Source organism: Mycobacterium simiae (genome assembly GCF_008370645.1).
GTDB lineage: Bacteria > Actinomycetota > Actinomycetes > Mycobacteriales > Mycobacteriaceae > Mycobacterium > Mycobacterium simiae_A.
Genome location: NZ_VTZN01000030.1, coordinates 15,247 through 40,717, shown reverse-complemented (window position 1 = coordinate 40,717; position 25,471 = coordinate 15,247). Strand labels below are relative to the sequence as shown.

Below are 25,471 nucleotides of genomic sequence, written 5' to 3'. Positions count from 1 at the left end.
CCGCGCCGCCGGGGATGTGACCGCCATCGTCGACCGTGCCGCAGCGGTGGGGGTACGCGCGGTGGTCACCATCGCCGACGACCTGGAATCGGCGCGCTGGGTGACCCGAGCAGCCGAGTGGGATCCGCGGGTCTATGCCGCGGTGGCGTTGCACCCTACCCGCGCCGACGCGCTCACCGATGCCGCCCGGGCCGAGATCGAGCAACTGGTGATGCAGCCACGGGTCGTGGCGGTCGGCGAAACCGGGATCGACATGTATTGGCCTGGTCGCCTCGACGGCTGCGCACAGCCGAGCGTGCAGCGGGAAGCGTTCGCATGGCACATTGATCTGGCTAAGCGGACCGGAAAACCACTGATGATTCACAATCGGCAGGCTGACCGGGAGGTGCTTGACGTGCTGCGCGCCGAAGGCGCGCCACGCACGGTGATCTTTCATTGTTTCTCGTCGGACAGTGCGATGGCGCGCGAATGTGTGGCCGCGGGTTGGTTGCTGAGCCTGTCCGGAACGGTGACCTTCCGCAACGCTCGTGACCTACGGCAAGCCGTTGCGCTGATACCGCTGGACCAGCTCTTGGTAGAAACCGATGCACCTTTTCTGGCCCCGCACCCCTACCGCGGCGCAGCGAACGAGCCGTATTGCCTGCCGTATACTGTCCGCGAGCTGGCTGAGCTGGTTCATTGTCCTCCCGAGGAACTGGCCCAGATCACCACGAGCAATGCCCGCCGCGCATATGGCCTAGGCCCGACGACGGCGTGATTTCATAACATGCCCCGCGCCGGAGTTGCTCAGCTTTGATCGGTTCGTTACCGTCTTGTGATCGAACGGTGGGCCTACGGGCCCATTTTTGTCGTTTCAGCTGCATTGAGCTGAAGAGGTTTGGAATTTGTTGCTGACGTAGTTGCTGATGTCGAGGATAGACGCACATTGAATCTGGTTACGAAACTTCATCAAACCGAATCACCGATGTTGCGCCTGGTAGTTGGTGTCTTGCTGCTGGGGCTGGCGTTCGCCGGCGGATATGCGGTTTCCGCAACGAAGACCGTGACATTGACCGTTGATGGAACCGCGATGCGGGTCACGACGATGAGAGCGCGGGTAATCGACGTCGTCGAAGAGAACGGGTTCTCCGTTGATCAACGCGACGACCTGTATCCCGCCGCCGACGTGGTGATCCACGACTCGGAGAACATCATGCTGCGGCGCAGCCGCCCGCTGGAGATCTCACTGGACGGCCACGACGCCAAGAAGGTCTGGACGACAGCTTCCACCGTAGATGAGGCACTGGCCCAATTGGCGCTTTCCGACACAGCCCCCGCGGCAGCCTCGCGCGGCAGCCGGGTCCCGCTGGCGGGCATGGCGCTGCCGGTGGTCAGCGCCAAGACGGTGCAGATCGACGATGGCGGTGTGGTACGTACCGTGCACCTGGCGGCGCCCAACGTCGCAGGGCTGCTGACAGCCGCCGGCGCACCGCTGCAGGACAGCGACCAGGTGCAGCCCAGCGCGACGACGCCGATCGCCGACGGCATGCACATCCAGGTGACCCGTTACCGCATCGATCGGGTCACCGAGCGGTTGCCGCTGCTGCCGAACGCGCGTCGCATCGAAGACCCGGAGATGAACATGAGCCGGACAATCGTCGAAGACTCAGGAACCCCGGGTGAGCAATTTGTCACCTTCGCGGTTGCCGAGGTCAACGGAGTCGTGACCGGCAAACTGCCCATCGCCAATGTCGTGCTGACGCCGGCGCGTGAAGCGGTGCTACGAGTGGGAGGCAAGCCCGGCACCGAAGTGCCCCCAATCTCCGACGGAGACATCTGGGACGCCATCGCCGGCTGTGAGGCCGGCGGGAACTGGGCGATCAATACCGGGAACGGGTATTACGGTGGTGTGCAATTCGACCAGGGCACGTGGGAGGCCAACGGTGGGCTGCGGTACGCCCCCCGTGCGGACTTGGCTACCCGCGAAGAGCAGATCGCTGTCGCCGAGGTGACCCGCCAACGTCAGGGTTGGGGAGCCTGGCCGGTGTGCAGTGGGCGAGCGGGGACCCGCTGACCATCCGACTACTCGGTCGAACCGAGATCAGGAGGCTGGCCAAAGAGCTCGCGTTCCGGCCACGAAAATCGCTGGGGCAGAACTTTGTTCACGATGCCAACACCGTGCGCCGGGTGGTTGCAGCGGCTGGGATCGGCCGGTCCGACCAGGTGCTGGAAGTGGGGCCCGGGCTCGGGTCGTTGACCCTGGCGCTGCTGGACCGCGGCGCGACGGTGACGGCTGTCGAGGTCGATCCGGTGCTGGCCGACCGGCTGCCGCGGACCGTGGCCGAGCATTCCCATAGTGAGATCCAGCGTCTTTGCGTGCTGAACCGTGACATCTTGTCGTTGCGCCGAGCGGACTTAGCCCTCGAGCCGACGGCGGTGGTGGCCAACCTGCCGTATAACGTTGCGGTCCCCGCGCTGTTGCATCTGCTCGCCGAATTTCCGTCCATTCGCGTCGTGACCGTGATGGTGCAGGCCGAGGTCGCCGAACGGCTGGCCGCTGAGCCCGGCGGTAAGGAATACGGCGTGCCCAGCGTCAAAGTGCGGTTCTACGGACGAATTCGGCGCTGCGGCACGGTGTCACCAACGGTTTTTTGGCCCATCCCGCGCGTCTACTCCGGTCTGGTCCGCATCGATCGCTACGCGACGTCGCCGTGGCCAACCGACGAGTCCTTTCGGCACCAGCTATTCGAACTGGTGGACGTTGCCTTCGCGCAGCGGCGCAAGACATCGCGCAACGCGTTTGCCCAGTGGGCGGGCTCGGGCAACGAGTCGGCGAATCGGTTGCTCGCGGCCAGCATCGACCCCGCTCGACGCGGTGAGACACTGTCCATCGACGATTTCGTGCGATTGCTCCGGCGCTCTGGGCAGTGGTCCGGTGCGGTGGGGCAGGCCAGCGGCGCAGCCGGCGAGCAGCAGGTCTCGGCGGGTTAAAAACGCAAGCCGCCCGGGCGCCGTTGCGTGTGCTTCGCCAGTTGCAGCGATAGTCTGCTGCGGTGGCCAGGGCGTCGGACGGCAGCACCGCTGAATTGTGGGTGCCTACTGGGTCGGTCACGGTCCGGGTGCCCGGAAAAATCAATCTCTACCTGGCGGTCGGCGATCGCCGCGACGACGGCTTTCACGAGCTGACGACCGTGTTCCACGCCGTTTCGCTGGTCGACGAGGTGACCGTGCGTAACGCCGACGTGCTCTCCCTCGAGCTGGTGGGCGAGGGAGCCGACCAGCTACCCACCGACGCACGCAACCTCGCGTGGCGGGCCGCCGAACTGATGGCCGACCATGTGGGCCGGGCACCGGATGTGTCGATTTTCATCGACAAGTCCATCCCGGTGGCCGGCGGGATGGCGGGCGGCAGCGCCGACGCCGCTGCCGTGCTGGTGGCGATGAACTCGCTGTGGGAACTCAACGTGCCCCGCCGCGATCTGCGTATGCTGGCCGCGCGGCTGGGCAGCGATGTGCCGTTCGCACTCCATGGCGGCACCGCGCTGGGCACCGGTCGCGGCGAAGAACTGGCTACGGTGTTGTCCCGCAACACTTTCCATTGGGTGCTGGCGTTCGCTCACAGTGGGTTGTCAACGCCCGCGGTCTTCGCCGAGCTGGACCGGCTCAGGGATGCGGGCAGCCCGCCGCGCCTGGACGAACCCAGGCCGGTGTTGGCGGCCCTGGCCGCGGGTGAGCCAGAGCGGTTGGCGCCGCTGCTGGGCAACGAGATGCAAGCGGCTGCGGTCAGCCTGGACCCGGCGCTGAGGCGCGCGCTGCGCGCGGGTGTGGAAGCTGGTGCCTTGGCCGGTCTGGTGTCGGGTTCTGGTCCGACATGTGCGTTTCTCTGTACCTCGGCGGAGTCGGCGATCGATGTGGGCGCGCAGCTGTCGGGCGCGGGCGTCTGCCGTACTGTACGAGTCGCCTCCGGCCCGGTGCCGGGTGCTCGAGTGGTCTCGACTCCGATGACACCGGAATAACCGTGTGTGACTTGACTGTGAATTTTGACTCAAATGGCGTAGGCGTTTGGTACTACCTTAAGAATTGCCTAAGATCACTGTGACTACACGACCCGGTGTCGCGTCGCGAGCTCATCACCGAACCGAGACTTAACCGCTGCCAACTGTGTGCGCGTGCCTGCCACCACGTGGCGTCCAGCAGGCGGAGCATGAAAACCCGGACCTGGGACCGGAACCGAGGAGGTTGCTTTGAGCAGGTTTACCGAGAAGATGGTCCGCAACGCCCGTCAGACGACGAAGGGCATGGTGACCGGTGAGCCGCACACCCCGGTGCGCCACACTTGGGGCGAAGTCCATGAGCGGGCCCGCCGGATAGCCGGTGGGCTGGCAACAGTCGGCGTAGGCCACGGCGACGCGGTCGGTGTGCTCGCCGGTGCGCCGGTCGAGATCGCCCCCACCGCCCAGGGCTTATGGATTCGCGGCGCAAGCCTGACCATGCTGCATCAGCCGACCCCGCGCACCGACTTGGCGCTCTGGGCCGAGGACACCACCACCGTTGTCGACATGATCGAGGCCAAAGCGGTCATCATCTCGGATCCGTTCATGGCGGCCGCCCCGGTGCTTGCCGAGCGCGGCATCAAGGTGCTGACCGTCGAGCAGCTGCTGGCATCCGACCCGATCGATCCCATCGAGACGGGCGAAGACGATCTGGCATTGATGCAACTGACGTCGGGGTCGACGGGATCTCCGAAAGCCGTTCAGATCACTCACCGCAATCTGTTCGCCAATCTCGAGGCGATGTACATCAGCGCCGAGTACAACGAAGACACCGACGTGATGGTCAGCTGGCTGCCGCTGTTCCACGACATGGGCATGATCGGTTTCTTGACGGTGCCGATGTACTTCGGCGGCGAGCTGGTCAAGGTCACCCCGATGGACTTCATGCGGGATACGCTGCTGTGGGCCAAGCTGATCGACAAGTACCAGGGCACGATGACAGCCGCCCCGAATTTTGCTTACTCGCTGTTTGCCAAGCGGCTGCGCAAACAGGCCAAACCCGGCCAGTTCGACCTTTCCACCTTGCGCTTCGCCCTGTCGGGCGCTGAGCCCGTCGAGCCGGCCGACGTCGAGCACCTCTGCGAAGCGGGCGCACCGTTCGGCCTGAAACCGCAGGCCATCCTGCCGGCCTACGGGATGGCTGAAATCACCCTCGCGGTGGCGTTCTCCGAGTGCGGCGCCGGTTTGGTGGTTGACGAGGTAGACGCCGACCTGCTGGCGGCACTACGCCGCGCAGTACCGGCCACCAAGGGCAACACCCGTCGACTGGCATCGCTGGGTCCGCTGTTGCAGGGAATCGAGGCGCGCATCGTCGACGAGGACGGCAATGTGCTGCCCGCCCGCGGAGTGGGGGTGATAGAGCTGCGTGGCGAGTCGGTGACGCCGGGCTACCTCACGATGGGCGGATTCATCCCGGCCCAGGACCAGCAGGGTTGGTACGACACGGGCGACGTGGGCTACCGCATGGAGAACGGTCACGTCGTGGTCTGTGGCCGGGTCAAAGACGTCATCATTATGGCCGGTCGCAATATCTACCCGACCGACATCGAGCGGGCGGCAGGCCGGGTCGAGGGTGTGCGTCCGGGTTGTGCGGTGGCCGTGCGGCTCGATGCCGGGCACTCCCGCGAGACATTCGCCGTCGCGGTCGAATCGAACGCCTTCGAGGATCCCGCCGAAGTCCGTCGCATCGAGCATCAAGTGGCCCACGAGGTAGTCGCTGAGGTGGACATGCGTCCGCGCAACGTTGTGGTCCTGGGGCCGGGCACCATCCCCAAGACGCCGTCGGGCAAGCTGCGGCGGGCGAATTCGGTCACCCTGGTCACGTAACGGTTGCGGCGGGCCCGCGTTGAGCGGGCGCAGGACAGGGGCGCTTGCGAGTAGCCGCGGAGTCGCGGAGGAGTCCGTGTTGGGCGGTGTTTTGCCCAGAACGAGGCCAACTAATGGTGGAATGATCTCGCCAACCCGTGTGACCGCTGCCGGCGTCTGCTCGCCGACCAGTCGGCCCCATCGACTAGCGAAGGGAGCAGTACCCATGTTGTGCGCATCGCGAGCGGTGGGAGCGCGAGTAATCGCGGGCCTTTGTGTCGTCGCCCTGACTGTGGCTGCCTGCGACAGCAGCAAAAATAGGGCTCAGCAGTCAACGAATGCACCGTCAACAACCAGTGCGCCAAGCGCGCCGCGGACCGTTTCGACAAGTTTCATCAGCTACACCTCAAACCAGCCGTTCGAGGCGACGGTCGACGCATTGCAGAAAGTGGCCGCCGACAACGGGATGACGATCGTCGGGGACATCAACCAGGACGCCGCGCTGGCGGCTACCGGGCTGCAATTGCCGGGCGCGCATAGTTTCTTCATCGGCAATCCGAAAACCGGCAAGACGTTTTTTGACGCCACTCAAGCGATCGGCGCGGTTATCCCGGTGCGGGTGCATGTATGGGTGGACCGCGACGGTCCGGCCCACATCAGCTATTTCGACCCGGCGCCAGAGTTCACCGCCGTCGACCCGGCTCTTGGCGACGCCGGGCTGCAGATATCTCAGGCGATCCGCACCATCGCCGAAACCGCCGCGGGAGGCAGTGGCGCAGCCGCGCCAACCAAGGTTGAAACGACGTTCATCACCGTCGACTCTTCGGGTGCGTTCGAGGCCACGATGGGTGCGTTACACACGGCGGCCGACCAAAACGGGATGATCGTACTGGGCGACGTGAACCAGGCCAGTCGGCTGGAGGCAATCGGTCTGCAGTTGCAGCGCTCGCACAGTTTCTTTGTGGGTAATCCGCAGATCGGCAAAACCCTCTTCGGCGCTACTCAGGCGATCGGCGCGGTGGTTCCGGTGCGTGTGCAGGTCTGGGCAGACAGCCGCGGTCCAGCGCACATCAGCTACTTCGACCCAGCGCCGCTATTGGCTGCCGTCGACGCGGCTCATGCCGACGTCGGGCAACAAATATCGCAGGCGATCCGCACCGTCGTTGCGGCCGCGGCCAAGCAGTGACCACTCCTACCAGGCGTGGACACGGTTTTGTGCGGGCTCTAGCCCCAACTCGATGAGCAATTCGGTGGCGTCTGCGGCCAGCTCGCAGATGGTGGGAACCTCGGCGCGCTCAGCGGCAGTGAAGTTTTCCAAGACAAACACCGCCGGGTCTTTGTGTCCGGGCGGGCGTCCGATGCCGATGCGGACTCGCTGAAAGTCCTTGGTGCCCAGAGCAGCCGCCACCGAGCGCAGCCCGTTGTGGCCGCCTTCGCCGCCACCGATCTTGAGCCGGATCCGGCCGAAGTCCAAGTCGAGGTCGTCGTGGATGACAACAATGTCGGCGGGCGCCGCCGAGTAGAACTTAGCCAGCGGCGCCACCTGGCGGCCCGACTCGTTCATGTAGCAGCGCGGCTTGGCTAACACGACGGAGCGTCCGGCTAACCGGCCGGTGACTACCTCGGCTCCGGAACGCTTGTGCGCCTTGAACTTTGAACCCAGCCGTGCGGCAAGCAGGTCGGCGACCAGGAACCCAAGATTGTGCCGGGTCCGAGCGTAGTTGTCTCCCGGGTTGCCCAGGCCGACGACCAGCAGCGGCTCGGCCACGTGGGGAGCCGCCTACTCGGACCCGGCTGTGGCGGCTTCGGCTGCGCCGGCTGCCTCGGCGGCTTCGGGTTGTCCGCCGGCGCCTTCTTCAGCGAGCTCCTCGGCCGTCGGCGCGGTAACCACGTTGACCACCAGCAAGTCGGGGTCAGAGACCAAGTTGACGCCCGCCGGCAGGGTGATCTGTCCGGCGGTGAACTGGGTGCCAGGTGCTGCGCCTGCCACGGACACCGTCAAGTGCTCGGGGATCGACAAGGCCTCGGCTTCGATCTCGATGGCGTTGGTTTCCTGGGTGACCAGCGTGCCGGATTCGGCCTCGCCCTCGACCAGGACGCTGACCTCGACGACCACCTTCTCGCCGCGGCGCACCACTAACAGGTCGGCGTGCTGAATGGTGCGGCGGATCGGGTGGATGTCCAGCGCTTTGGTTAGGGCCAGCTGCTCTTTCCCGGCGATGTTCAGGGTGAGCACGGCGTTGGTGCCCGAGTGTCTAAGCACCGCAGCAAAGTCGTGTCCAGGAAGCTCCAGATGTTGGGGGTCGCTGCCGTGGCCGTACAGCACCGCGGGAATTTTGCCGTCGCGGCGGGCTCGCCGCGACGCGCCCTTGCCGGTCTCGGTACGCACCGTGACCTTTAATTGGTTGGCTGCGGCTTTGGCGCGCGTTGGGTGCATTGTGACGCTCCTGTGTGCTCGAGTTGGGGGCACGGCCAGGATCGCGACGAACCGTCGGTCTCCGTCGATAACGGTGCTGCTTTGGCCGCACCCTCGCCGTGACGCCCGGCCAGGTTAGCGCATGTTCGCTTCACAGCGGAAATTTGGTGCCGGTGAGCTGCTCGGAAAGCAACCAGAGCGCAGTCGCGGTGCCAGCTTGTTGGGCCACCGGGCTACGGCGGACCGCCTGGGTGCGGCCGCGGAAGCCGAACCTTGGGCCGACAAAGGTGTCGCCGGACACATCTTGCGACACGGCGAACAGTGTTTGCCGAGCCCCGAAATCAGCGTCGGTGGACACTAGGTAGGCTCCGGCTCGCATCAGCGCGTCGCGGAACTCATGGCCGGAGTTCGCTCGCAAGTTCGTGCGTGAATAGCCGGGGTGGGCCGCTATTGCTCGCAGCGGCGAATCGACCGCCACCAGGCGCCGCTGCAGCTCGCTAGTGAACAGCAGGTTGGCGAGCTTCGACTGGCCATAAGCCAGCCACGGCGAATACCGCCGGGATTTGCAGTTCAGATCGTCGAGGTTGATGCGACCCATCCAGTGCAGGATCGAGGAAACCGTAACCACTCGGTCGGAAAGCTTGGGCAGCAGCAGATTGGTGAGCGCGAAATGACCAAGGTGGTTGGTGCCTATCTGACTCTCGAAGCCGTCGATGGTCAGTGAGTAGGGGGTGGCCATGATGCCGGCGTTGTTGACGAGGATGTGGGCTTGCTCCACACCGTTGGCAAAATCCCGCACCGACGACAGGTCCTGCAGGTCGAGTTCACGAACCTCGACATCGCCGGTCATCTGCTGAGCGGCTGCCTGTCCTTTACCCAAGTTGCGAACGGCCACGATGACCTTGGCGCCGCGGTGTGCCAACTCGCGGGCCGTCACCGCACCCAGCCCGCTGTTGGCGCCGGTGACGATAACTGTGCGTCCAGTAAACGATGGTAGGTCTGCTGCCGTCCAGCCGGTCATGGCTGGTTAGCTTAGTGAAACGCCCCGATCGGGGCGATCATCGCGCCCCGCCGGGCGAAGGAGGCTTGGGCGGCGGCCGGGTGCCGGTGGCGTTGCTCCAGCCGTGATCTGGATGCCAGGGCCCTGCCATTGACTGGCCCTAACCCCTAGCTGGCACAAGTACGACCTGCAGTTCATCCGAACTCACCCGGGCGCGTCTAAATCCGCGCCACGCGAAGGGGCTATGCAGGCCCGATTCAAAACCGACGAGGGAACGGCACCGCCTTTACCTGAGCCGACATCCAATCAGTTCCAAATCTCTACGAACAAGACTTTGATGGGCGCCGCGCGCCCGCTGGCATGGGATGGGAGCATCGCCACGACGACCGCCGCAGGGCAAGCTGACCCGACGCTGGTCATGCGCGTGCTCTGGGCACTCGCCGCCGCGGTCCCGAGTGCTTTTCTCGACCACGGCGAGGACCCCTGGCAGCAGCGAACTCGGCTGACGATCAAGGACACTCGCGCCGGCGCTCTGACCGGCTTGCCAGGTCGCAGCTTTGCAGCTAAGCGCGGATTCGTTCGGCGACGTCGACCCATCCCGGTTCGAGCATCATGTTGTGCCCCATGCTGGAAATGAACTCCGGCTCGGTGCGGAAGGCGCGCGGTCGCCGCAGCGCCAAACACGGTGTGGTCCTGGGATATAACGAAATTGCGTGGCCCAGCGAAGTGGACCTACTACTACCTGTAGGTGATTTTGGACATCTTCTCCCGCTACGTGGTTGGCTGGATGGTCGCCAGTCGCGAATCGGCGGCGCTGGCAGAGGTGCTGATTCGTCAGACTTGCGCCAAGCAAGGGATCGACCGTCACCAGTTGACGATCCATGCCGACCCCGGCAGTTCCATGACCAGCAAGCCGGTGGCGTTCCTGCTCGCCGATCTCGGTGTCGCTCAGTCACATTCGCCGCCCCACGTCTCCAATGACAACCCATTCAGCGAGGCCCAGTTCAAGACGCTGAAGTACCGGCCCGACTTCCCCGGCCGGTTCGGCTCGATCGAAGAAGCGCGATTACACTGCCAGGTTTTCTTCGCCTGGTACAACGATGAACATCGCCACGCCGCGCTGGGCTTGCATACCCCCGCTGACGTCCACTACGGCCGGGCCGAGGCAGTCCGCGACAAGCGTGCCGGCGTGCTCGCCGCCGCCTACGCCGCACACCCCGAACGGTTCGTCCGCAAACCGCCCGAACCGCCGAAGATCCCCGAGACTTCGTGGATCAATCGACCCGACCAACCAGTAGTAGATCACCAGCACCGTGAGACGCAGTTCCTTGGGCGGACCGCCGTGTTTCCACCACACGCCAATGCCGTAAATCGCAAAAAGAATCAGGAGCAGCGGTCCCGTCAACCGTATGCTGTCGGCGACTTGCGAGCGCCGTTGTTCGCGCAGAATCAGCTGATCGATACTAACTCTTACATGCCCTTCAAGCTTGGCAGCTTCGGGAGACTGCGGTTGAATCTTTCGCAGTATGTCGAGTTCGCGATTGATGTTGGTGCGCAAATCATTTGTCGCTTGACGGCTCACAAAGTAGCTTGCCAGCACCTGGGCACTGACGAGTCCGACTGCTGCGATCACAGCGACAACTATTTCTGTACGCATTTTTCAGGAGTTCCCGTATGACAAATAGCGATATGCCGTTGCACGCCCGACCCCGAATGCCGCAGCAACTTCACGGACTGGTTCACCTGTCGCGGCGAGCCGGCGCAACTGTTCCTGCCGGTCGGGGATGAGTATATGCGGCTTGGTTGCTGGAATGTTCCGGCTGCGGCGGGTTTCGCGTGATGCGGCTCGGCGTTCGCGGCCGAGTTCGAGTTCGAGTTCCGTCAACGTGGCCATGATTGCTGCGACCGCGCGGCCAGTTGCGTGGCGGTGTCTATCCCTTCGCGCAAGGCGCACAATATGATTCGGCGTTCCCCGAGATCGGCGATGGTGCGGGTGACTTCGACGACAGATCTACCAAGACGGTCAATCGCGGTTACGACGACCGGGTCGCCGGCGCAAAGCGTAGTCAAGCATCGCCGCCAGGCCAGGTCGAGCTGCCTTGGCCGGTCCTGACAGTTAGTCGGTGAAGCCACGCTCAGCACCGACCCCGGCCGCAGTGAAAGCGGCGAGCTGAGTATCGAGATACTGGTCGGGGGTGCTAACTGGTGCATAGCCGAGGACCGCGGTCGTACCGATGACTGTCTCATTGCCCACCGACAGTGTGGATATGAGACACGCGGTGTGAGACAAGAAATGAGACCCCGCGACCTGGGCCCATGGGAGGGGGAGTGGGCCAATGTTGGTGTGCCTCCTTATCTAGAAACGAGACGCTCCCATACCAAAACCGCAATCCACCATCGTGGGTCAGCTTTGCGAGTCTCGGGCCTGCTTGCCAACCACCACTGCGAACCCGCCGATCATGGCTATTGCCGGTTCATGTTGCGCTTGCCCGACCACGCCCGCCAGGCGATGTAGCCCATCAACACGGCGAGGCCTCCGGTACTGATCAGGCCCAGCGTCGTGCCATGGGTGCACACATTCAGCACAAACATGGCCAGGAACAGCACCGACATCACTAGGTAGAACGCTGGGCCGTACAGGGGGTTGGTCTTCACGCTCAATCCAGGCATTTGCCGGCGGCGTCCAGGCCGTCAGCGACTGCCGCCGTACCGAGAGCGATTTGACCGAGCGCGGCGGGAATCCCCACGCCAGTCCCACCTTCAGGGACTGCGGTCAAGATCGCAATCATGCCGCCCGGGGGCTCCAGGAGGGCTTTCGTCGCGTCGTAGATGCTGCATCCTGGTTTCGCGGCCACGGCACTGCCCGGATCGGTCGCGGGCCGTGGCGCCGGCGGTGGAGACGAGGGCATCGGCGGCACCGCCTGCGCAGGCGCAGGCGGTGCCGTGAGGGCCTGCTCGTACTGCGGAAAGAACGCGGGCTGGGGTGGCGGCGGCGTTCCGTCAGGAGTGTCCCACGGCGCAAATGGAGGTGGGTCGCCGCCGTCCTGTTTGAAGTCGACCAAGTGGATTCCATTGCGGTGAGTGGCCGGACCTTGTGCAACTGGGTTGTAGATCGGGTGCTCCGCAAAGCCGACGCTACTGAGACCAGCAGTAGTGGCGGTAAGTTGGCCTGCAACCTTGACCTCTGCCGCGTCGAGCTGTTCTGCGCGCAAGCGGATGTCACCGGCGAAAGCTTGCGCCTGAGCCTGTCGAGCGGCCTGCTCTGCTGCCGTAGTAATAGCACGGGTATCGGTGACCGACAAGTCTTCTCCGACAGTGAATCCCGCGTTCTGGGCGTCCTCAACAGCATAGAGCACTCGTCGTTGGGCTGCGCTGATGTCGCTGGCACCGTTGCGTGCAATCGCTGCTGCCTGGCCTAGCTGGTCGGCTTTTGCGCTCACGATCGGCAGGTCGGCGCCGGTCCGTTCCCGTAGCGCGTCGCCGCCAGCGCCGTTCCAGGTGATGGCATAGGACTGGTTGCGCATCTGCAGGAAGACGTCTTCCCACTGATCGGCGGTTCTAGTCCAGTAGCTCGCTGCATCGATGAGGTGCTCGGTGCTCCATGCCCGGATTTGCGACAGGGTGGCCGGCATCTATACCACCGTCCCCTGCGTCACGGCGGCCATCTCGCTCGCGGCACTGGCCTCTTGGTTGACATAACCTGCGGCTGCTGCGACCACCGCGCCAGCCGTAGCCTGAGTTCGGGTAGCCAAGGCCGCCGCCACGCCGCCGATCGCTGCGTCGATACCACTCACCGCCGCCGTCGTGGCCTGGAATGGACGGCCCGGTGCCGGTGGCGTTGCTCCTGTGGCGAGTTGAGCGCCAAGGCCCTGCGATTGACTGGCCGTAACCCCTAGCTGACCAAGTACAACGCGCAATTCATTCGATCCCACCCCCGCGAGTCTAATCGAGACCACGTGGAGGGCTACTCAGGCCGATCCGCCGATCCCGCGACTCAAACCACCGAAGAAGCGACACCACTTATGGGGGTTGAGACAGAAGACGATCACTCCCGAATCCCTACGAACGAGAATGTGACGGGCGCTGGCGCGCCTGCTGGCATGGGATAAGAAACGACGCCACGACAACCGGCGCAGGGCCAGCATCCCCGACGCTGGTCATGCGCGGGGTCCGGGCACTAGCCGCCGCGAACGCGGCTTCTCGCGCGACCACGGCGAGAACGCCTGGCAGTAGCGAACTTGGCTGGCAATCAACGACACTCGCGTCCGCGCTCTGACCGGTTTGCCAGCGCGCGGGTTTGCAGCCAAGCGTGGATTCGGTCGGCGACATCGACCCATCCAGGTTCGAGCATCATGTTGTGCCCCATGCGGGCAAAGAACTCCGGTGTGGTCCGATAGGCGCGTGCCGTCGCACGCACATCGCCGTCGGTGACGAAGCCGTCGTCGTCGGCTCCGAGAATCAACATAGGGGTGGTTATTTCCGGGTCTTGACGCGACATGACCACAGATCGGCGGCAGCGTCAATGCTTTCAGGCTGGATACGCGCCATACAGGATTCAATGATGGCGTCTGGCGTGTGCGGGCTGAAGAGGTGCTCGCGGGCAAGAGCCGGGGTGTCAATGAACTTCACCGATTTGCGACTGGTAATCGCTTGGATCGTTACCCACGGGTGGCGGCGAAAAAGTCGCGAGGCTTGACCGAGCGTGCCGTGCGGCGGCACGGACCCTAAAAGTACAGCGGCTGCGGCGGGGCGGCTTTCGAGGTACTTCTGCACGATGAAGCCGCCCAGGGGTCGCCGATGAGCACCGGCTGGCCGCCGAGTTTATCGGCTTGACACCCATGTCATCGACGTAATCGGCAATGTGATTGGAGCGCAACGGCTTCGCAGTGGGCTGGCACCATGTCCGCGCAGGTTCAGCGCGGCTGCGCGATAGTCCCGATCTGCAAAAACCCAGGAACTGATCCCAGCACCACGCGCCATGCCAAGCGCCATGAATGAAAAGCAGCAGGACCGGATGTGCTTTTCCGCAGGATCGCTTGTCGATCCTCTCAAGCATCGCTCCCGCAGCGCGCAGCAGTGCCCGACTTTTAGGCGGCAGTGCCTGTCGCCGTCGGCTTTTCAGCCAGCTCGCCCATAGCCTTACTTCGCCGCGACGACGAATCCGCCAATGATCGCCTCGATGTCGGGCGCATTCGCGACAGCCTGGGTGGCCAAGCTGGTAATGGTGAGCTGAACCAGATATCGCTGATTCTCCGGCGCTGGCCCGGTGGGAATGACGATCCGGTTCCAGCTGTGCAGTCGTGTTCCGTCCAAGTCGTAACTACCCTGCATCATCGACGATGGAAAGCCGTTGAAGTCTGCCGTTGAGGCGTCCAGCTGTTTGAAATTGTCGAATAGTTGGGCGTCCTCGTTGCCGCGCCGGGCAACCTGCACGGGGTCGAAGTCTCCGCGCAGCTGAAACACCACCAGCCTTGCGGTGGGATACTTGCCGCCTTTGGAGATGATCACGGTCTGCGGAGTGATCTTTGGACCGGTGTACGGTGACCAGCCGGCGGGTGTCGGGATCGACACAGTCAAACCGGCGAGCTTGGTGGGCGCCACTTGCTGTCCGCTGACACCGATGCTTTCCAGGTACTGAGAAAGCGGAACGGGCGGGGCTGTCGCCGTCGTGATGCTGGTGGGCGCCGTCGTCGTCAGGATGGATTGAAAGTCAGGGGGTTTCGCCGGTGAGCAGGCGGCCGACGATATCGTCACCGCGGTAGCGAGGACGGCTGCGGCGCGCCGGCGGGCAGTCACAGAATCTCGCGAACTGCCTCGACCGGCCGGGCCAGCCGGGTCCCTTTCGACGTGATCACGAAAGGCCGTTCGATCAGAATCGGGTGCGCGGCCATCGCGTCCAGCAGCGCGTCATCGGTAGCGTCGGCCAGGTTGAGCTCGGCATAGAGCGCCTCGCGCTTGCGCACCGCCGTGCGCACGTCGATGCCGGCGTCGGCGATCATCCGCACTAGTTCGTCGCGGGATGGCGGTGTTTTCAGGTATTGCACGATAGTTGGCTCAATACCGTTGTCGCGCAATAACTCCAGCGTCTTGCGGGAAGTGCTGCACTTGGGGTTGTGGTAGATGACAGCGGTGCGCGGCAATCTAGGCGTCTCCGTCGAAGAGCCCTGTTACTGAACCGTTTTCGAAGACTGCTCGGATGGTGCTGGCCAGCAACGGTGCAATGGACAAGACCGTGAGCTGGGGGAAACGCTTCTCTTCGGCGATGGGAAGCGTGTTGGTGACGATTACCTCCCGGGCGCCGCATGCAGCCAGCCGCTCGGCGGCAGGGTGGGACAGCACACCGTGGGTGGCCGCGATGATCACGTCTCGGGCGCCATCGTTGTGCAGCAGCTGCACCGCGCCGGCAATGGTGCCGCCGGTGTCGATCATGTCGTCGATCAGCACACAGGTGCGGTCGGAGACCTCGCCGACCACGCGGTTGGACACCACCTGGTTGGACACCCGCGGGTCGCGGGTCTTGTGAATGAAGGCCAACGGAACACCACCCAAGGCGTCGGCCCACTTCTCGGCGATACGCACCCGGCCCGAGTCGGGGGAGACCACCACCATGTTTCCGTCGGGATAGTTGTCCCTGATGTATCCGGTCAGCAGGTTCTGTCCGCGCATATGGTCGACGGGGCCGTCGAAGAACCCCTGGATCTGGTCGGTGTGCAGGTCAACGGTCACGATCCGGTCGGCACCGGCGGTCTTGAGCAGGTCCGCGACCAGCCGCGCCGAGATCGGCTCGCGGCCGCGGTGTTTCTTGTCCTGCCGGGCGTACGGGTAGAACGGCATGACCGCGGTGATCCGCTTGGCGCTGCCCCGCTTGAGCGCGTCGATCATGATCAGCTGTTCCATCAGCCAGGTGTTCACCGGTACCGGGCACGATTGCAGAACGAACGCGTCGCAGCCGCGCACCGATTCGTTGAAGCGCACGAAGATTTCACCGTTGGCGAACTCCCGCGCGTCCTGCGCGGTGACGTGGACGTCGAGTTCTTTGGCAACCTGCTCGGCCAGCTCCGGATGGGCGCGGCCGCTGAACAGCATGAGGTTTTTGCGATTATCGGTCCAGTCGTGGCTCAACGCGCTGCCCTCGCCGTATCGGGATCGGAATAGGGATCGGACGGCAACATCGTACGCAAGCGACGGGCCTGGATGTGTCGCCGGGTTGCCAGGAAGCGAACTCACGGTGTCTGCTGGCCTTCGGAGCTGTGAGTGGCCTTATCGGCGGCTTCGGCCGCGGCTGTTCCCGGCCTCTTGCGCTGAACCCAATTTTCGATGTTGCGCTGCGGGCCGGCGGACACCGCTAAGGCTCCCGGCGGAACGTCCTCGCGTACGACGGTGCCGGCACCGGTGTAGGCGCCGTCACCGACCGTCACGGGCGCAACGAACATGGTGTCGGATCCGGTGCGCACGTGCGAGCCGATGGTGGTGCGCTGTTTGGTCGCGCCGTCGTAGTTGACGAACACGCTGGAAGCACCGATGTTGCTGTGGTCGCCGATGTCGGCGTCGCCGACGTAGGTCAGGTGCGGAACTTTGGTGCCGGTGCCGATGGTGGAGTTCTTCGCCTCCACGAACGCGCCGAGTTTGCCGTCGGCGCCCAGCGTGGTGCCGGGCCGCAAGTAGGTGAAGGGACCAACCACGGCGCCGTCTCCGATCGATGACTCCGTGCCGTGCGTGCGAACCACCGTGGCGCCCGCGCCGACGGTGACGTCGGCCAGAGTGGTGTCCGGGCCGACGACGCAATGGCCGCCGATCCGCGTCCGGCCCAGCAACTGGGTGCCAGGGTGAATGACCGTGTCGCGCCCGATCGTCACGTCCACGTCGATCCACGTGGTGGCGGGGTCGATGATGGTGACGCCGGCCATTTGGTGGGCGGCCACAATCCGGCGGTTGAGCTCGGCGCCCAGCTGGGCCAGTTGGACGCGGTTGTTGACCCCCGCCACTTGCATGCTGTCATCGATGTGGCGGGCGCTGACCGTCCGGCCGTCGCGGCGCAGGATGGCGACGACGTCGGTGAGGTAGAGCTCCTGCTGGGCGTTGTCGGCGCTGAGTCGGCTCAGCGCCGAGCGCAGGGCGGCGATGTCGAAGGCGTAGACGCCGGTGTTGACCTCTCGAATCTCCTGTTGCGAGGGCGTCGCGTCGGTTTGCTCGACGATCGCCATCACTTCGTTGTCCTGGGTTCGCAGGATGCGGCCGTAGCCGTGTGGATCGCTCAGCGTTGTGGTCAGCACTGTGACGGCGGCCGACTTTGCGCTGTGGTTTGCGATGAGATCGGCCAGGGTATCGGCGTCTAGCAGCGGGGTATCGCCCGCGGCGACGACGACGATGCCGGCGTAGTCGTCCGGCAGCGCAGACAGGCCGCATAGCACCGCGTGTCCGGTACCTAGTGGTCGATCCTGTAAGGCTACGTCGATGGGGCGTCCGAGAGTCTGGCCCAGTTCGGTGACCAGCGGGGAGATGCGCTGGTGATCGTGACCGAGTACCACGACCAGATGCTGGGGCGCCAGCTTGGCCATCGCGTGCAGCGAGTGCGACAGCATGCTACGCCCGCCTAGAGTGTGCAGCACTTTGGGTGTGTCTGACTTCATCCGGGTGCCGGGCCCGGCCGCTAAGACCAGGACCGCGGTGTCACCGCGAAACGTCATCGACTCTCCTTAGGTTCGGCTCGCGAACGCGTACGTCCGCGGCTAAGAGCCACGCTCCGTCGCCAGGACTCGAACCTGAACTATCTGAACCAAAATCAGAGGTGCTGCCGATTACACCACGACGGATTGCTGGTCGACGGCGGCAACTGTTGTCCGCACGCCACCCTGTGACTCTAGTCGGACGACGATGCCGGCCGCTGGCGGCCGGCTGAGGAGTCAGACAATTCGGTCGAGTCGAGTAAGCCGACCAATTCCCGACCGGCAGCCATATCGAGTGTGCAATGACGGCCGTGAGTGCGCGTCTAGGGCGGGGACCAGCGCGATCGGGGCGCCGTGAGCGCGCACTCGACGCCGTGAGCGCGCACTCGATGCCCCCAGTGCACGCTCGACGCCGTCAGCGACCAGCCGACGCGTAGACCAGCCGCGCAAACGGTTACCCTGATTGACGTGGCTGGGCCGGATAAGGAGCCGGAGAAAGAAGTGCGGGTGCCGCGCGCCCGAATGACCGGCAGCGAACGCCGGCAGCAACTTATCGGCATCGCACGGTCATTGTTTGCCGAACGTGGCTATGACGGGACCTCGATCGAGGAGATCGCGCAACGCGCCAACGTGTCCAAACCGGTGGTTTACGAGCATTTCGGCGGTAAAGAGGGCCTATATGCGGTGGTCGTCGACCGCGAAATGCAGGCGCTGCTGGACGGCATCACCTCGTCATTGACCAACAACCGGTCCCGGGTACGGGTCGAGCGGGTGGCGTTGGCATTGCTGACCTACGTCGAAGAACGTACCGACGGCTTCCGCATCATGATCCGCGATTCGCCAGCCTCGATCAGCTCCGGTACCTATTCCAGCCTGCTCAATGACGCCGTCAGCCAGGTCAGCTCTATTCTGGCCGGCGACTTCGCCCGGCGGGGTCTGGACCCGGACCTGGCCCCCCTGTATGCCCAGGCGTTGGTGGGTTCGGTGTCGATGACGGCGCAGTGGTGGCTCGATGCCCGGGAACCCAAGAAGGAAGTAGTCGCTGCCCACCTGGTCAATCTGGTTTGGAATGGCTTGAAACATCTGGAAGCCGATCCTCAGCTGCAGGAGGAGTAGTCCCGGCTCAACCGCGGTCGCGCGACAGCAGGTCGGCAATCGTTTCGCGGCGCACCAACTCGCGTGCCCGGCCGCCGTTGACCGCGACCAGCGGCGGGCGCCCCACCATGTTGTAGTTCGACGCCATGCTGTGGTGATACGAGCCGGTACACGCCACCGACAGCAAATCGCCTGCGTGAACATCCGACGGTAGCTGCACATCGTGGGCGATTTCGCCCCCGTGCCGGCCTGAAACGGTGACAGGCCGTTTGACGCCCGAGCCATGCCGGTTCGCCAGGGCGACTGTAGCTTCCGCGCCGAATAACCCTACCCGCGGGTTGTCGCCCATTCCGCCGTCGACCGCGACGAAGGTACGCCCACTGGGTCGCGTGTTGAGCGAACAAACGCGGTACAGGGTGACACCGGCCCGCGCGCTGACGCCGCGACCAGGTTCCACCACGACGGCCGGACGGGGGAAGTGCTCGGCGGCGCAGGCTTCGTCCAGCGAGTCTTCGATGACGCGTGCCAGCGTGTCAAGGTCAAGCTCGGCGTCACCGTGGACGTACGGGACGGCATGCCCGCCGCCGATGTTGAGTTCGGTGAGGATGACGCCATGCCGGGCGCGGATGTCGGCCATCGCGGCGATCAGCCGGCGAATCGCTTCGCCGTAGAAACCCGGGTCGGTGACCTGCGAGCCGATGTGGCAGTGCAGCCCGATCAAGTCGAGGATGGGGTGCGCCAGCACGCTATTGACGGCCTCGGCGGCATGGTCGCCGGTGACGGTAAACCCGAACTTCTGGTCGCTGATTCCGGTCCTGAGTGCGCGGTGGCCGTGGATGTCGACATCAGGGGTCACTCGGATGAGCACCCGCTGACGCCGGCGCGCTAACCCGGCTAGGTAGGCAATCTCCAGACTGGAATCCAGCACGATGCGCCCGACGCCGACGGTCACCGCGTCGCGCAGTTCATCGGGCGATTTGGCGTTGCCGTGCATAACGATGCGGGCCGGATCCACGCCACCGGCCAGGGCGACGGCCAGCAGGCCCGAAGAGCAGACGTCGACACCAAGCCCCTCTTCGCGCACCCAGCGTGCTATGGAGGTCGTCAACAAAGACGTGCCGGCATAGACAATCTCCACCTCGCGCAACGTGGTGCGGTAGCGCCGCGCGCGGCGCCGAAAGTCGGCTTCGTCGATGACATAGACCGGGGTACCGAACTCGTCGGCGATATCGGTGAGGGGCACGTCGCCGATGCAGAGCCGGCCGTCCCGGTCGGAACTGGTAGTCGCTGGCCAGATGGCGGGGTCGAACCGGCGCGGCGCCGCCTGGCCGATAGAAGGCAGCAGATCGAGCAACGTCATGCGCCAAATGTGCGCCGATCAGCGGCCTTATCCCAGCCTTAGCCCGCTGCCCTTACGGTTTCTTGACGGCGGTGGGCTCAATATTGATGAATCGCTGCGCCCTAGAATGGCCGCATCATGACCGCACCGGGGGCTGCTAGCCCAGATACCCCGATCGCGGGGCTCGTTGAACTGGCGTTGACCGCGCCAACCTTCCAGCAGCTGGTTGCGCGCGCCTCCGATCGACCCGACGAATTGACGCTGGTCGGCCCGGCCAGCGTCCGTCTTTTTGTCGCCTGCGCGGTGGCACAACAAGGTCCGTTGCTGGTTGTCACCGCTACGGGTCGGGAAGCCGACGATCTGACGGCAGAACTGCGGGGCGTCTTTGGTGGCGCGGTCGCGGTCTTCCCATCGTGGGAGACGCTGCCCCACGAGCGACTCTCACCGGGGGCCGATACCGTCGGTGCCCGTTTGATGGTGCTGCGCCGGCTCGCCCATCCCGGTGACGCCCGGCTGGGCCCGCCGTTGCGCGTGGTGGTGGCAGCGGTGCGCTCGCTGCTCCAGCCGATGGCGCCGCAGCTGGGCCAGCTGGAACCAGTCACGTTGACTGTCGGTCAAGAGATCGGCTTCGACGACGTGATTGCCCGGCTGGTCGAACTGGCCTACACCCGGGTGGACATGGTCGGCCGGCGCGGCGAGTTCGCGGTCCGCGGCGGCATTCTCGACATCTTCGCCCCCACCGCTGAGCACCCGGTGCGCGTCGAGTTCTGGGGCGACGAGATCACCGAGATGCGGATGTTCTCGGTCGCCGATCAGCGCTCGATTCCCGAGATCGAGGTCGACGCGCTGGTCGCGGTGGCCTGCCGCGAGCTGCTGTTGACCGACGACGTGCGGGCGCGGGCCGCCGAATTGGCCGCCCAGCATCCCGCCGCCGACAACGCGGTGACCGGCAGCGTCTCCGACATGCTGGCCAAACTGGCCGAAGGCATCCCAGTCGACGGGATGGAGGCGTTGTTGCCGGTGCTGCGGCCCCCGGAGAACGGGGCTCAGGCGCTACTCACCGATCAGCTGGCCGAAGGCACCGCGGTGCTGCTGTGCGACCCGGAGAAGATCCGCACCCGGGCCGCCGACCTGATTAGGACCGGCCGGGAATTTCTCGAGGCGTCCTGGTCGGTGGCCGCCCTGGGAACTGACCCGCCGGTAGACGTTGAGCAGCTCGGTGGGTCGGGGTTCGCCGAGCTAGCTGAGGTGCGGGCTGCGGCGGCCGAGTCCGGTCACCCATGGTGGACATTGAGCCAGCTCTCCGCTGAGTCAGCAGTCGAGCTCGACGTCCGGGCGGCACCGTCGGCGCGGGGGCATCAGCGGGATGTCGACAGCATCTTTGCGATGCTGCGCGCGCACGTCGCGACTGGCGGGTATGCCGTGATGGTCGCCCCAGGCACCGGTACCGCACATCGTATGGTCGAGCGGCTGACCGAATCCGACATCCCGGCCGCCATGCTGGAACCGGGCGTCGCACCCAAACTTGGCCTGGTCGGTGTCCTCAAGGGTTCACTGCTTGACGGCCTCATCGTTCCGGGCGCCAACCTGGTTGTCGTCACCGAGGCGGATCTGACCGGCAGCCGGGCCACCGCCGTAGCAGGTAAGCGCTTAGCCGCCAAGCGGCGCAACACCGTCGACCCGCTGGCACTGGCAGCCGGTGACCTGGTGGTGCACGATCAGCACGGCATCGGCCGGTTCGTCGAGATGGTCGAACGCACGGTCGGCGGCGCCCGCCGCGAGTACCTGGTGCTCGAATACGCGTCCAGCAAACGGGGCCAGCAAGCCGACAAGCTGTACGTACCGATGGATTCGCTGGATCAGCTGTCGAGATATGTCGGCGGGCAGGCGCCCGCATTGAGCCGGCTCGGCGGCAGTGACTGGGCCAACACCAAGACCAAGGCGCGCCGCGCGGTGCGCGAGATCGCCGGCGAGCTGGTCTCGCTGTACGCCAAGCGGCAGGCCAGCCCCGGACATGCGTTTGCGCCGGACACGCCGTGGCAGGCCGAGATGGAGGACGCGTTCGGTTTCACCGAGACCGTCGACCAGCTGACCGCGATCCAAGAGGTCAAGGCCGATATGGAAAAGCCGATCCCGATGGACCGGGTGATCTGCGGCGACGTCGGCTACGGCAAGACCGAGATCGCGGTACGGGCGGCATTCAAGGCGGTTCAGGATGGTAAACAGGTCGCGGTGCTGGTTCCCACCACGCTGCTGGCCGACCAGCATCTACAGACCTTCACCGACCGAATGTCCGGCTTCCCGGTGACGGTCAAGGGTTTGTCGCGGTTCACCGACGCCACCGAGTCACGGACCGTGATCGATGGCCTGGCTGACGGGTCGGTGGACGTCGTGATCGGCACGCACCGGCTGCTGCAGACCGGGGTGCGCTGGAAGGATCTTGGCCTGGTGGTGGTCGACGAGGAGCAGCGGTTCGGAGTCGAGCACAAGGAGCACATCAAATCGCTGCGCAGCCACGTCGACGTGCTGACCATGAGTGCCACCCCGATCCCGCGCACCCTGGAGATGAGCTTGGCCGGAATTCGGGAGATGTCGACGATCCTTACCCCGCCCGAGCAGCGCTACCCGGTGCTGACCTATGTCGGTCCGCACGATGACAAGCAGATCGCGGCGGCGTTACGGCGGGAGCTGCTGCGCGACGGGCAGGCCTTCTTCGTGCACAACCGGGTCAGCTCTATTGACCGGGCGGCCGCGCGGGTGCGCGAGTTAGTGCCCGAGGCGCGGGTGGTGGTTGCGCATGGGCAGATGCCCGAGGAGCTGTTGGAAGGCACGGTGCAAGGGTTTTGGAACCGCGAATACGACATCCTGGTGTGCACCACGATCGTGGAGACCGGCCTGGACATCTCCAATGCCAACACCCTCATCGTGGAGCGCGCCGATACCTTTGGGCTCTCCCAGCTGCATCAGCTGCGGGGTCGGGTAGGGCGCAGCCGGGAACGCGGCTACGCCTACTTGCTCTATCCGCCCGACGCGCCGCTGACCGAAACTGCCTATGACCGGTTGGCCACCATCGCGCAGAACAACGAACTCGGCGCGGGCATGGCGGTTGCATTGAAGGACCTCGAGATCCGCGGGGCGGGCAACGTGCTCGGCGTCGAGCAGTCCGGGCACGTCGCCGGCGTCGGGTTCGACCTGTACGTGCGACTGGTCGGTGAGGCCGTGGAAGCATACCGAGCGGCATACCGAGCAGCAGCCGATGGCCAGAGGGTAACCATTGCCGAGGAGCCCAAGGACGTGCGCATCGACCTGCCGGTCGATGCGCACCTGCCGCCGGATTACATCGCCAGTGACCGCCTGCGCTTGGAGGGTTATCGGCGGCTGGCCGCCGCGTCATCTGACAGCGATGTCGCCGCGGTCGTGGAGGAGCTCAACGATCGCTACGGGCCGCTGCCGCAACCCGCCCAGCGGCTGGTAGCGGTGGCGCGGTTGCGGCTGCTGTGTCGCGGTTCCGGCATCACCGAAGTCTCGGCGTCGTCGGCAGCCACGGTGCGGCTAACTCCGATGACGTTGCCGGATTCCGCTCAGGTGCGGCTCAAGAGGATCTATCCGGGGGCGCACTACCGCGCCACCACAGCTACCGTGCAGGTTCCCATTCCCCGTGCCGGCGGTATCGGCGCCCCGCGTCTCCGAGACGTCGAATTGGTGCAGATGGTGGCCGACGTGGTAACAGCGCTGGTAGGAAAACCGCAGAAAGATATTGGTATAACGAGTTCGTCCGGTGACGAAGCGGGTCGACCCGTGTCGAGTAAGGAGCGGCGAGCGCGATGATTGTCGTCCTGGTCGACCCCCGCCGTCCGTCACTGATTCCGGTCGAAGCCATCGGGTTGCTCAGCGGCCCGGTGCAATACACCGAGGAGATGCCGGTCGCGGTGCCTTGGTCGCTACCCGACGCGCATCCGGTCCACATCGGCGACGACGCGCCCGTGCTGTTGTCGTCTGACCCCAACCATCCCGTCGTGGTGGCCCGCTTGGCCACTGGAGCCCGGCTGATTTCGGCGCCGGATCGCCAGCGCGGGGAACGATTACTCGATGCGGTCGCGATGATGGACAAACTGCGCGCGGACGGCCCTTGGGAGAGCGAGCAGACCCACGACTCGCTGCGTCGCTACCTACTGGAGGAGACCTACGAGCTGCTCGACGCGGTGCACAGCGGCAACGTGGAACAGCTGCGCGAGGAGCTCGGTGATGTGCTGCTGCAGGTGCTTTTTCACGCCCGCATTGCTGAAGACGCTGCGCAACTGCCGTTCACCATTGACGACGTCGCTGACACGCTCATCCGTAAACTCGGCAATCGGGCGCCGGAAGTGCTTGCCGGCAAACCTATCTCGCTCCAAGACCAGATGGCTCAATGGGAAGAGCGTAAGGCCGCCGAAAAAGCCCGGAACTCGGTGTTGGATGACGTTCACCTTGGTCAGCCGGCATTAGCCCTGGCGCAGAAGGTCATTCAACGCGTCAGTAAGGCAGGTCTGCCCCCCCAGCTGGTCCCGGCCGAGATCACCTCGATCTCGCTATCAGCGGATGTCGACGCGGAGAGTTGCTTGCGGGCAGCCGTTTTAGATTTTGTGGACAATGTCCGCAACGCGGAGAAGGCTATTGCGGCCGCACGCCGCGGCGACAGTGTTGCCGAGGAACTGGACGTGGCACCGATCGGCACCATTGGCGCAGCAGAGTGGCGGGCGTACTGGCTACCAGACGCGCCGAGTGCCGGTGGGGACGCGGTAGGCGCTGCACAGGGGGGTAAAGCTCGCCCGGAAGCTGTCGACGTGCCCGACGAGGCGGACAGGGCGCCAGAGAATCCGAAGGAGCCCGGCGGTTCCAAGAAGCGAAAAGGCAGGCGTTGATCAGCGGTGTGTCACCTCAAGCCACCATCGCAGAGTTTGCGAAAAATGCGTTTGCCGCCAACTACATCGGGAACAGCGATAGCCGAACCTGTTTGCAGCTAACAGATGTCTGTCTGGCAGCACTGGTGTTTCTGTGTGCTGAGCCGTATATGAGGCCGGGCGGCTACCAAACGCGTGGGACGATGATCATGGCTGATGCGGTAGCTGAGCGGAACTG

At 64.9% G+C, this 25,471-nt stretch carries 23 protein-coding genes, 1 tRNA gene and 3 pseudogenes; 10 read left to right on the top strand and 17 right to left on the bottom strand.

What is annotated here, in order from left to right; all coding sequences use genetic code 11:
* The 6 genes from F0Q45_RS07490 to F0Q45_RS07455 form a co-directional block, all read left to right on the top strand.
* A partial coding sequence (locus F0Q45_RS07490; RefSeq protein WP_188112831.1) for a TatD family hydrolase occupies positions 1-757 on the top strand: 757 nt, incomplete at its 5' end.
* Positions 758-964: 207 nt separating this feature from the next.
* Positions 965-2,053, top strand: coding sequence for a resuscitation-promoting factor (locus tag F0Q45_RS07480; RefSeq protein WP_149653334.1), 1,089 nt, complete (start codon positions 965-967; stop codon positions 2,051-2,053).
* Positions 2,026-2,970, top strand: coding sequence for a 16S rRNA (adenine(1518)-N(6)/adenine(1519)-N(6))-dimethyltransferase RsmA (gene rsmA, locus F0Q45_RS07475; protein WP_373424935.1), 945 nt, complete (start codon positions 2,026-2,028; stop codon positions 2,968-2,970). Before F0Q45_RS07480 ends, rsmA begins: the two co-directional genes overlap by 28 nt.
* Before the next feature lie 62 nt (positions 2,971-3,032).
* Positions 3,033-3,995, top strand: coding sequence for a 4-(cytidine 5'-diphospho)-2-C-methyl-D-erythritol kinase (locus F0Q45_RS07470; RefSeq protein ID WP_188112830.1), 963 nt, complete (start codon positions 3,033-3,035; stop codon positions 3,993-3,995).
* Between the two features lie 228 nt (positions 3,996-4,223).
* Positions 4,224-5,858 (top strand): fatty acyl-AMP ligase, encoded by a 1,635-nt coding sequence (locus F0Q45_RS07460; RefSeq protein WP_149653333.1) that lies wholly within the window; start codon positions 4,224-4,226, stop codon positions 5,856-5,858.
* A 427-nt stretch (positions 5,859-6,285) separates the two neighbouring features.
* Positions 6,286-7,023 carry a DUF302 domain-containing protein gene (locus F0Q45_RS07455; protein WP_262490906.1) on the top strand — a complete coding sequence of 246 codons (738 nt, stop codon included), beginning with the start codon at positions 6,286-6,288 and terminating at the stop codon, positions 7,021-7,023.
* Positions 7,024-7,029: 6 nt separating this feature from the next.
* Here F0Q45_RS07455 and pth read toward each other — a convergent pair whose 3' ends face one another.
* The 4 genes and pseudogenes from pth to F0Q45_RS07435 all read right to left on the bottom strand — a co-directional run.
* Positions 7,030-7,605 (bottom strand): aminoacyl-tRNA hydrolase, encoded by a 576-nt coding sequence (gene pth, locus F0Q45_RS07450; RefSeq protein ID WP_149653331.1) that lies wholly within the window; start codon positions 7,603-7,605, stop codon positions 7,030-7,032.
* Between the two features lie 12 nt (positions 7,606-7,617).
* Positions 7,618-8,274: a 50S ribosomal protein L25/general stress protein Ctc gene (locus tag F0Q45_RS07445; RefSeq protein ID WP_149653330.1), complete on the bottom strand. Its 657-nt coding sequence runs from the start codon at positions 8,272-8,274 to the stop codon at positions 7,618-7,620.
* Positions 8,275-8,404: 130 nt separating this feature from the next.
* Positions 8,405-9,274, bottom strand: coding sequence for an oxidoreductase (locus F0Q45_RS07440; RefSeq protein WP_149653329.1), 870 nt, complete (start codon positions 9,272-9,274; stop codon positions 8,405-8,407).
* Between the two features lie 542 nt (positions 9,275-9,816).
* Positions 9,817-9,915: pseudogene (locus tag F0Q45_RS07435) on the bottom strand (alpha/beta hydrolase); the annotation flags it as partial.
* Positions 9,916-9,917: 2 nt separating this feature from the next.
* Between F0Q45_RS07435 and F0Q45_RS07430 the strand changes: the two are divergent.
* Positions 9,918-10,538 (top strand): annotated as a pseudogene (locus F0Q45_RS07430) (transposase); the annotation flags it as partial.
* A 375-nt stretch (positions 10,539-10,913) separates the two neighbouring features.
* Here the strand turns inward: F0Q45_RS07430 and F0Q45_RS07425 are convergent.
* From F0Q45_RS07425 to F0Q45_RS07380, 12 genes and pseudogenes are all read right to left on the bottom strand, one after another.
* Positions 10,914-11,369, bottom strand: a pseudogene (locus F0Q45_RS07425) (recombinase family protein).
* Complete coding sequence (locus F0Q45_RS29115; protein ID WP_262490905.1) at positions 11,370-11,507, bottom strand: hypothetical protein; 138 nt, start codon at positions 11,505-11,507, stop codon at positions 11,370-11,372. It abuts the pseudogene before it with no gap.
* 209 nt (positions 11,508-11,716) lie between these two features.
* Positions 11,717-11,908 (bottom strand): hypothetical protein, encoded by a 192-nt coding sequence (locus F0Q45_RS07420; protein ID WP_149653328.1) that lies wholly within the window; start codon positions 11,906-11,908, stop codon positions 11,717-11,719.
* A 2-nt stretch (positions 11,909-11,910) separates the two neighbouring features.
* Positions 11,911-12,885, bottom strand: a complete 975-nt coding sequence (locus F0Q45_RS07415) for a hypothetical protein (RefSeq protein ID WP_149653327.1) — start codon at positions 12,883-12,885, stop codon at positions 11,911-11,913.
* Positions 12,886-13,185: a hypothetical protein gene (locus F0Q45_RS07410; RefSeq protein WP_149653326.1), complete on the bottom strand. Its 300-nt coding sequence runs from the start codon at positions 13,183-13,185 to the stop codon at positions 12,886-12,888.
* Between the two features lie 317 nt (positions 13,186-13,502).
* Complete coding sequence (locus F0Q45_RS29110) at positions 13,503-13,718, bottom strand: hypothetical protein (RefSeq protein ID WP_262490904.1); 216 nt, start codon at positions 13,716-13,718, stop codon at positions 13,503-13,505.
* Positions 13,719-13,726: 8 nt separating this feature from the next.
* Positions 13,727-14,026 carry a hypothetical protein gene (locus tag F0Q45_RS29105; protein ID WP_262490903.1) on the bottom strand — a complete coding sequence of 100 codons (300 nt, stop codon included), beginning with the start codon at positions 14,024-14,026 and terminating at the stop codon, positions 13,727-13,729.
* A gap of 366 nt (positions 14,027-14,392) precedes the next feature.
* Positions 14,393-15,049 (bottom strand): LpqN/LpqT family lipoprotein, encoded by a 657-nt coding sequence (locus F0Q45_RS07400; protein WP_149653325.1) that lies wholly within the window; start codon positions 15,047-15,049, stop codon positions 14,393-14,395.
* Positions 15,046-15,393 (bottom strand): arsenate reductase (glutaredoxin), encoded by a 348-nt coding sequence (gene arsC, locus F0Q45_RS07395; protein ID WP_149653324.1) that lies wholly within the window; start codon positions 15,391-15,393, stop codon positions 15,046-15,048. The genes F0Q45_RS07400 and arsC overlap by 4 nt, the downstream gene beginning before the upstream one ends.
* Before the next feature lies 1 nt (position 15,394).
* Positions 15,395-16,375, bottom strand: a complete 981-nt coding sequence (locus F0Q45_RS07390) for a ribose-phosphate diphosphokinase (RefSeq protein ID WP_149653337.1) — start codon at positions 16,373-16,375, stop codon at positions 15,395-15,397.
* Between the two features lie 101 nt (positions 16,376-16,476).
* Positions 16,477-17,940, bottom strand: coding sequence for a bifunctional UDP-N-acetylglucosamine diphosphorylase/glucosamine-1-phosphate N-acetyltransferase GlmU (gene glmU / locus F0Q45_RS07385; RefSeq protein ID WP_149653323.1), 1,464 nt, complete (start codon positions 17,938-17,940; stop codon positions 16,477-16,479).
* Positions 17,941-17,994: 54 nt separating this feature from the next.
* Positions 17,995-18,066: transfer RNA gene (locus tag F0Q45_RS07380), tRNA-Gln, on the bottom strand.
* 375 nt (positions 18,067-18,441) lie between these two features.
* Here F0Q45_RS07380 and F0Q45_RS07375 point away from each other — a divergent pair.
* On the top strand, positions 18,442-19,035 hold the full coding sequence (locus F0Q45_RS07375) for a TetR/AcrR family transcriptional regulator (RefSeq protein ID WP_149653336.1): 594 nt from the start codon (positions 18,442-18,444) through the stop codon (positions 19,033-19,035).
* A 7-nt stretch (positions 19,036-19,042) separates the two neighbouring features.
* Here the strand turns inward: F0Q45_RS07375 and lysA are convergent, their stop codons facing one another.
* Complete coding sequence (gene lysA, locus F0Q45_RS07370; protein WP_149653322.1) at positions 19,043-20,374, bottom strand: diaminopimelate decarboxylase; 1,332 nt, start codon at positions 20,372-20,374, stop codon at positions 19,043-19,045.
* A gap of 117 nt (positions 20,375-20,491) precedes the next feature.
* On the opposite strand from lysA, the gene mfd reads away from it, so the two are divergent.
* A complete protein-coding gene (gene mfd, locus F0Q45_RS07365; RefSeq protein ID WP_149653321.1) occupies positions 20,492-24,181 on the top strand; it encodes a transcription-repair coupling factor in 3,690 nt (1,229 codons plus the stop codon).
* The gene (locus tag F0Q45_RS07360) at positions 24,178-25,254 is read left to right on the top strand and encodes a nucleoside triphosphate pyrophosphohydrolase (RefSeq protein ID WP_149653320.1); all 1,077 of its coding nucleotides are present in this window, start codon (positions 24,178-24,180) and stop codon (positions 25,252-25,254) included. The genes mfd and F0Q45_RS07360 overlap by 4 nt, the downstream gene beginning before the upstream one ends.
* Positions 25,255-25,471 lie beyond the last annotated feature (217 nt).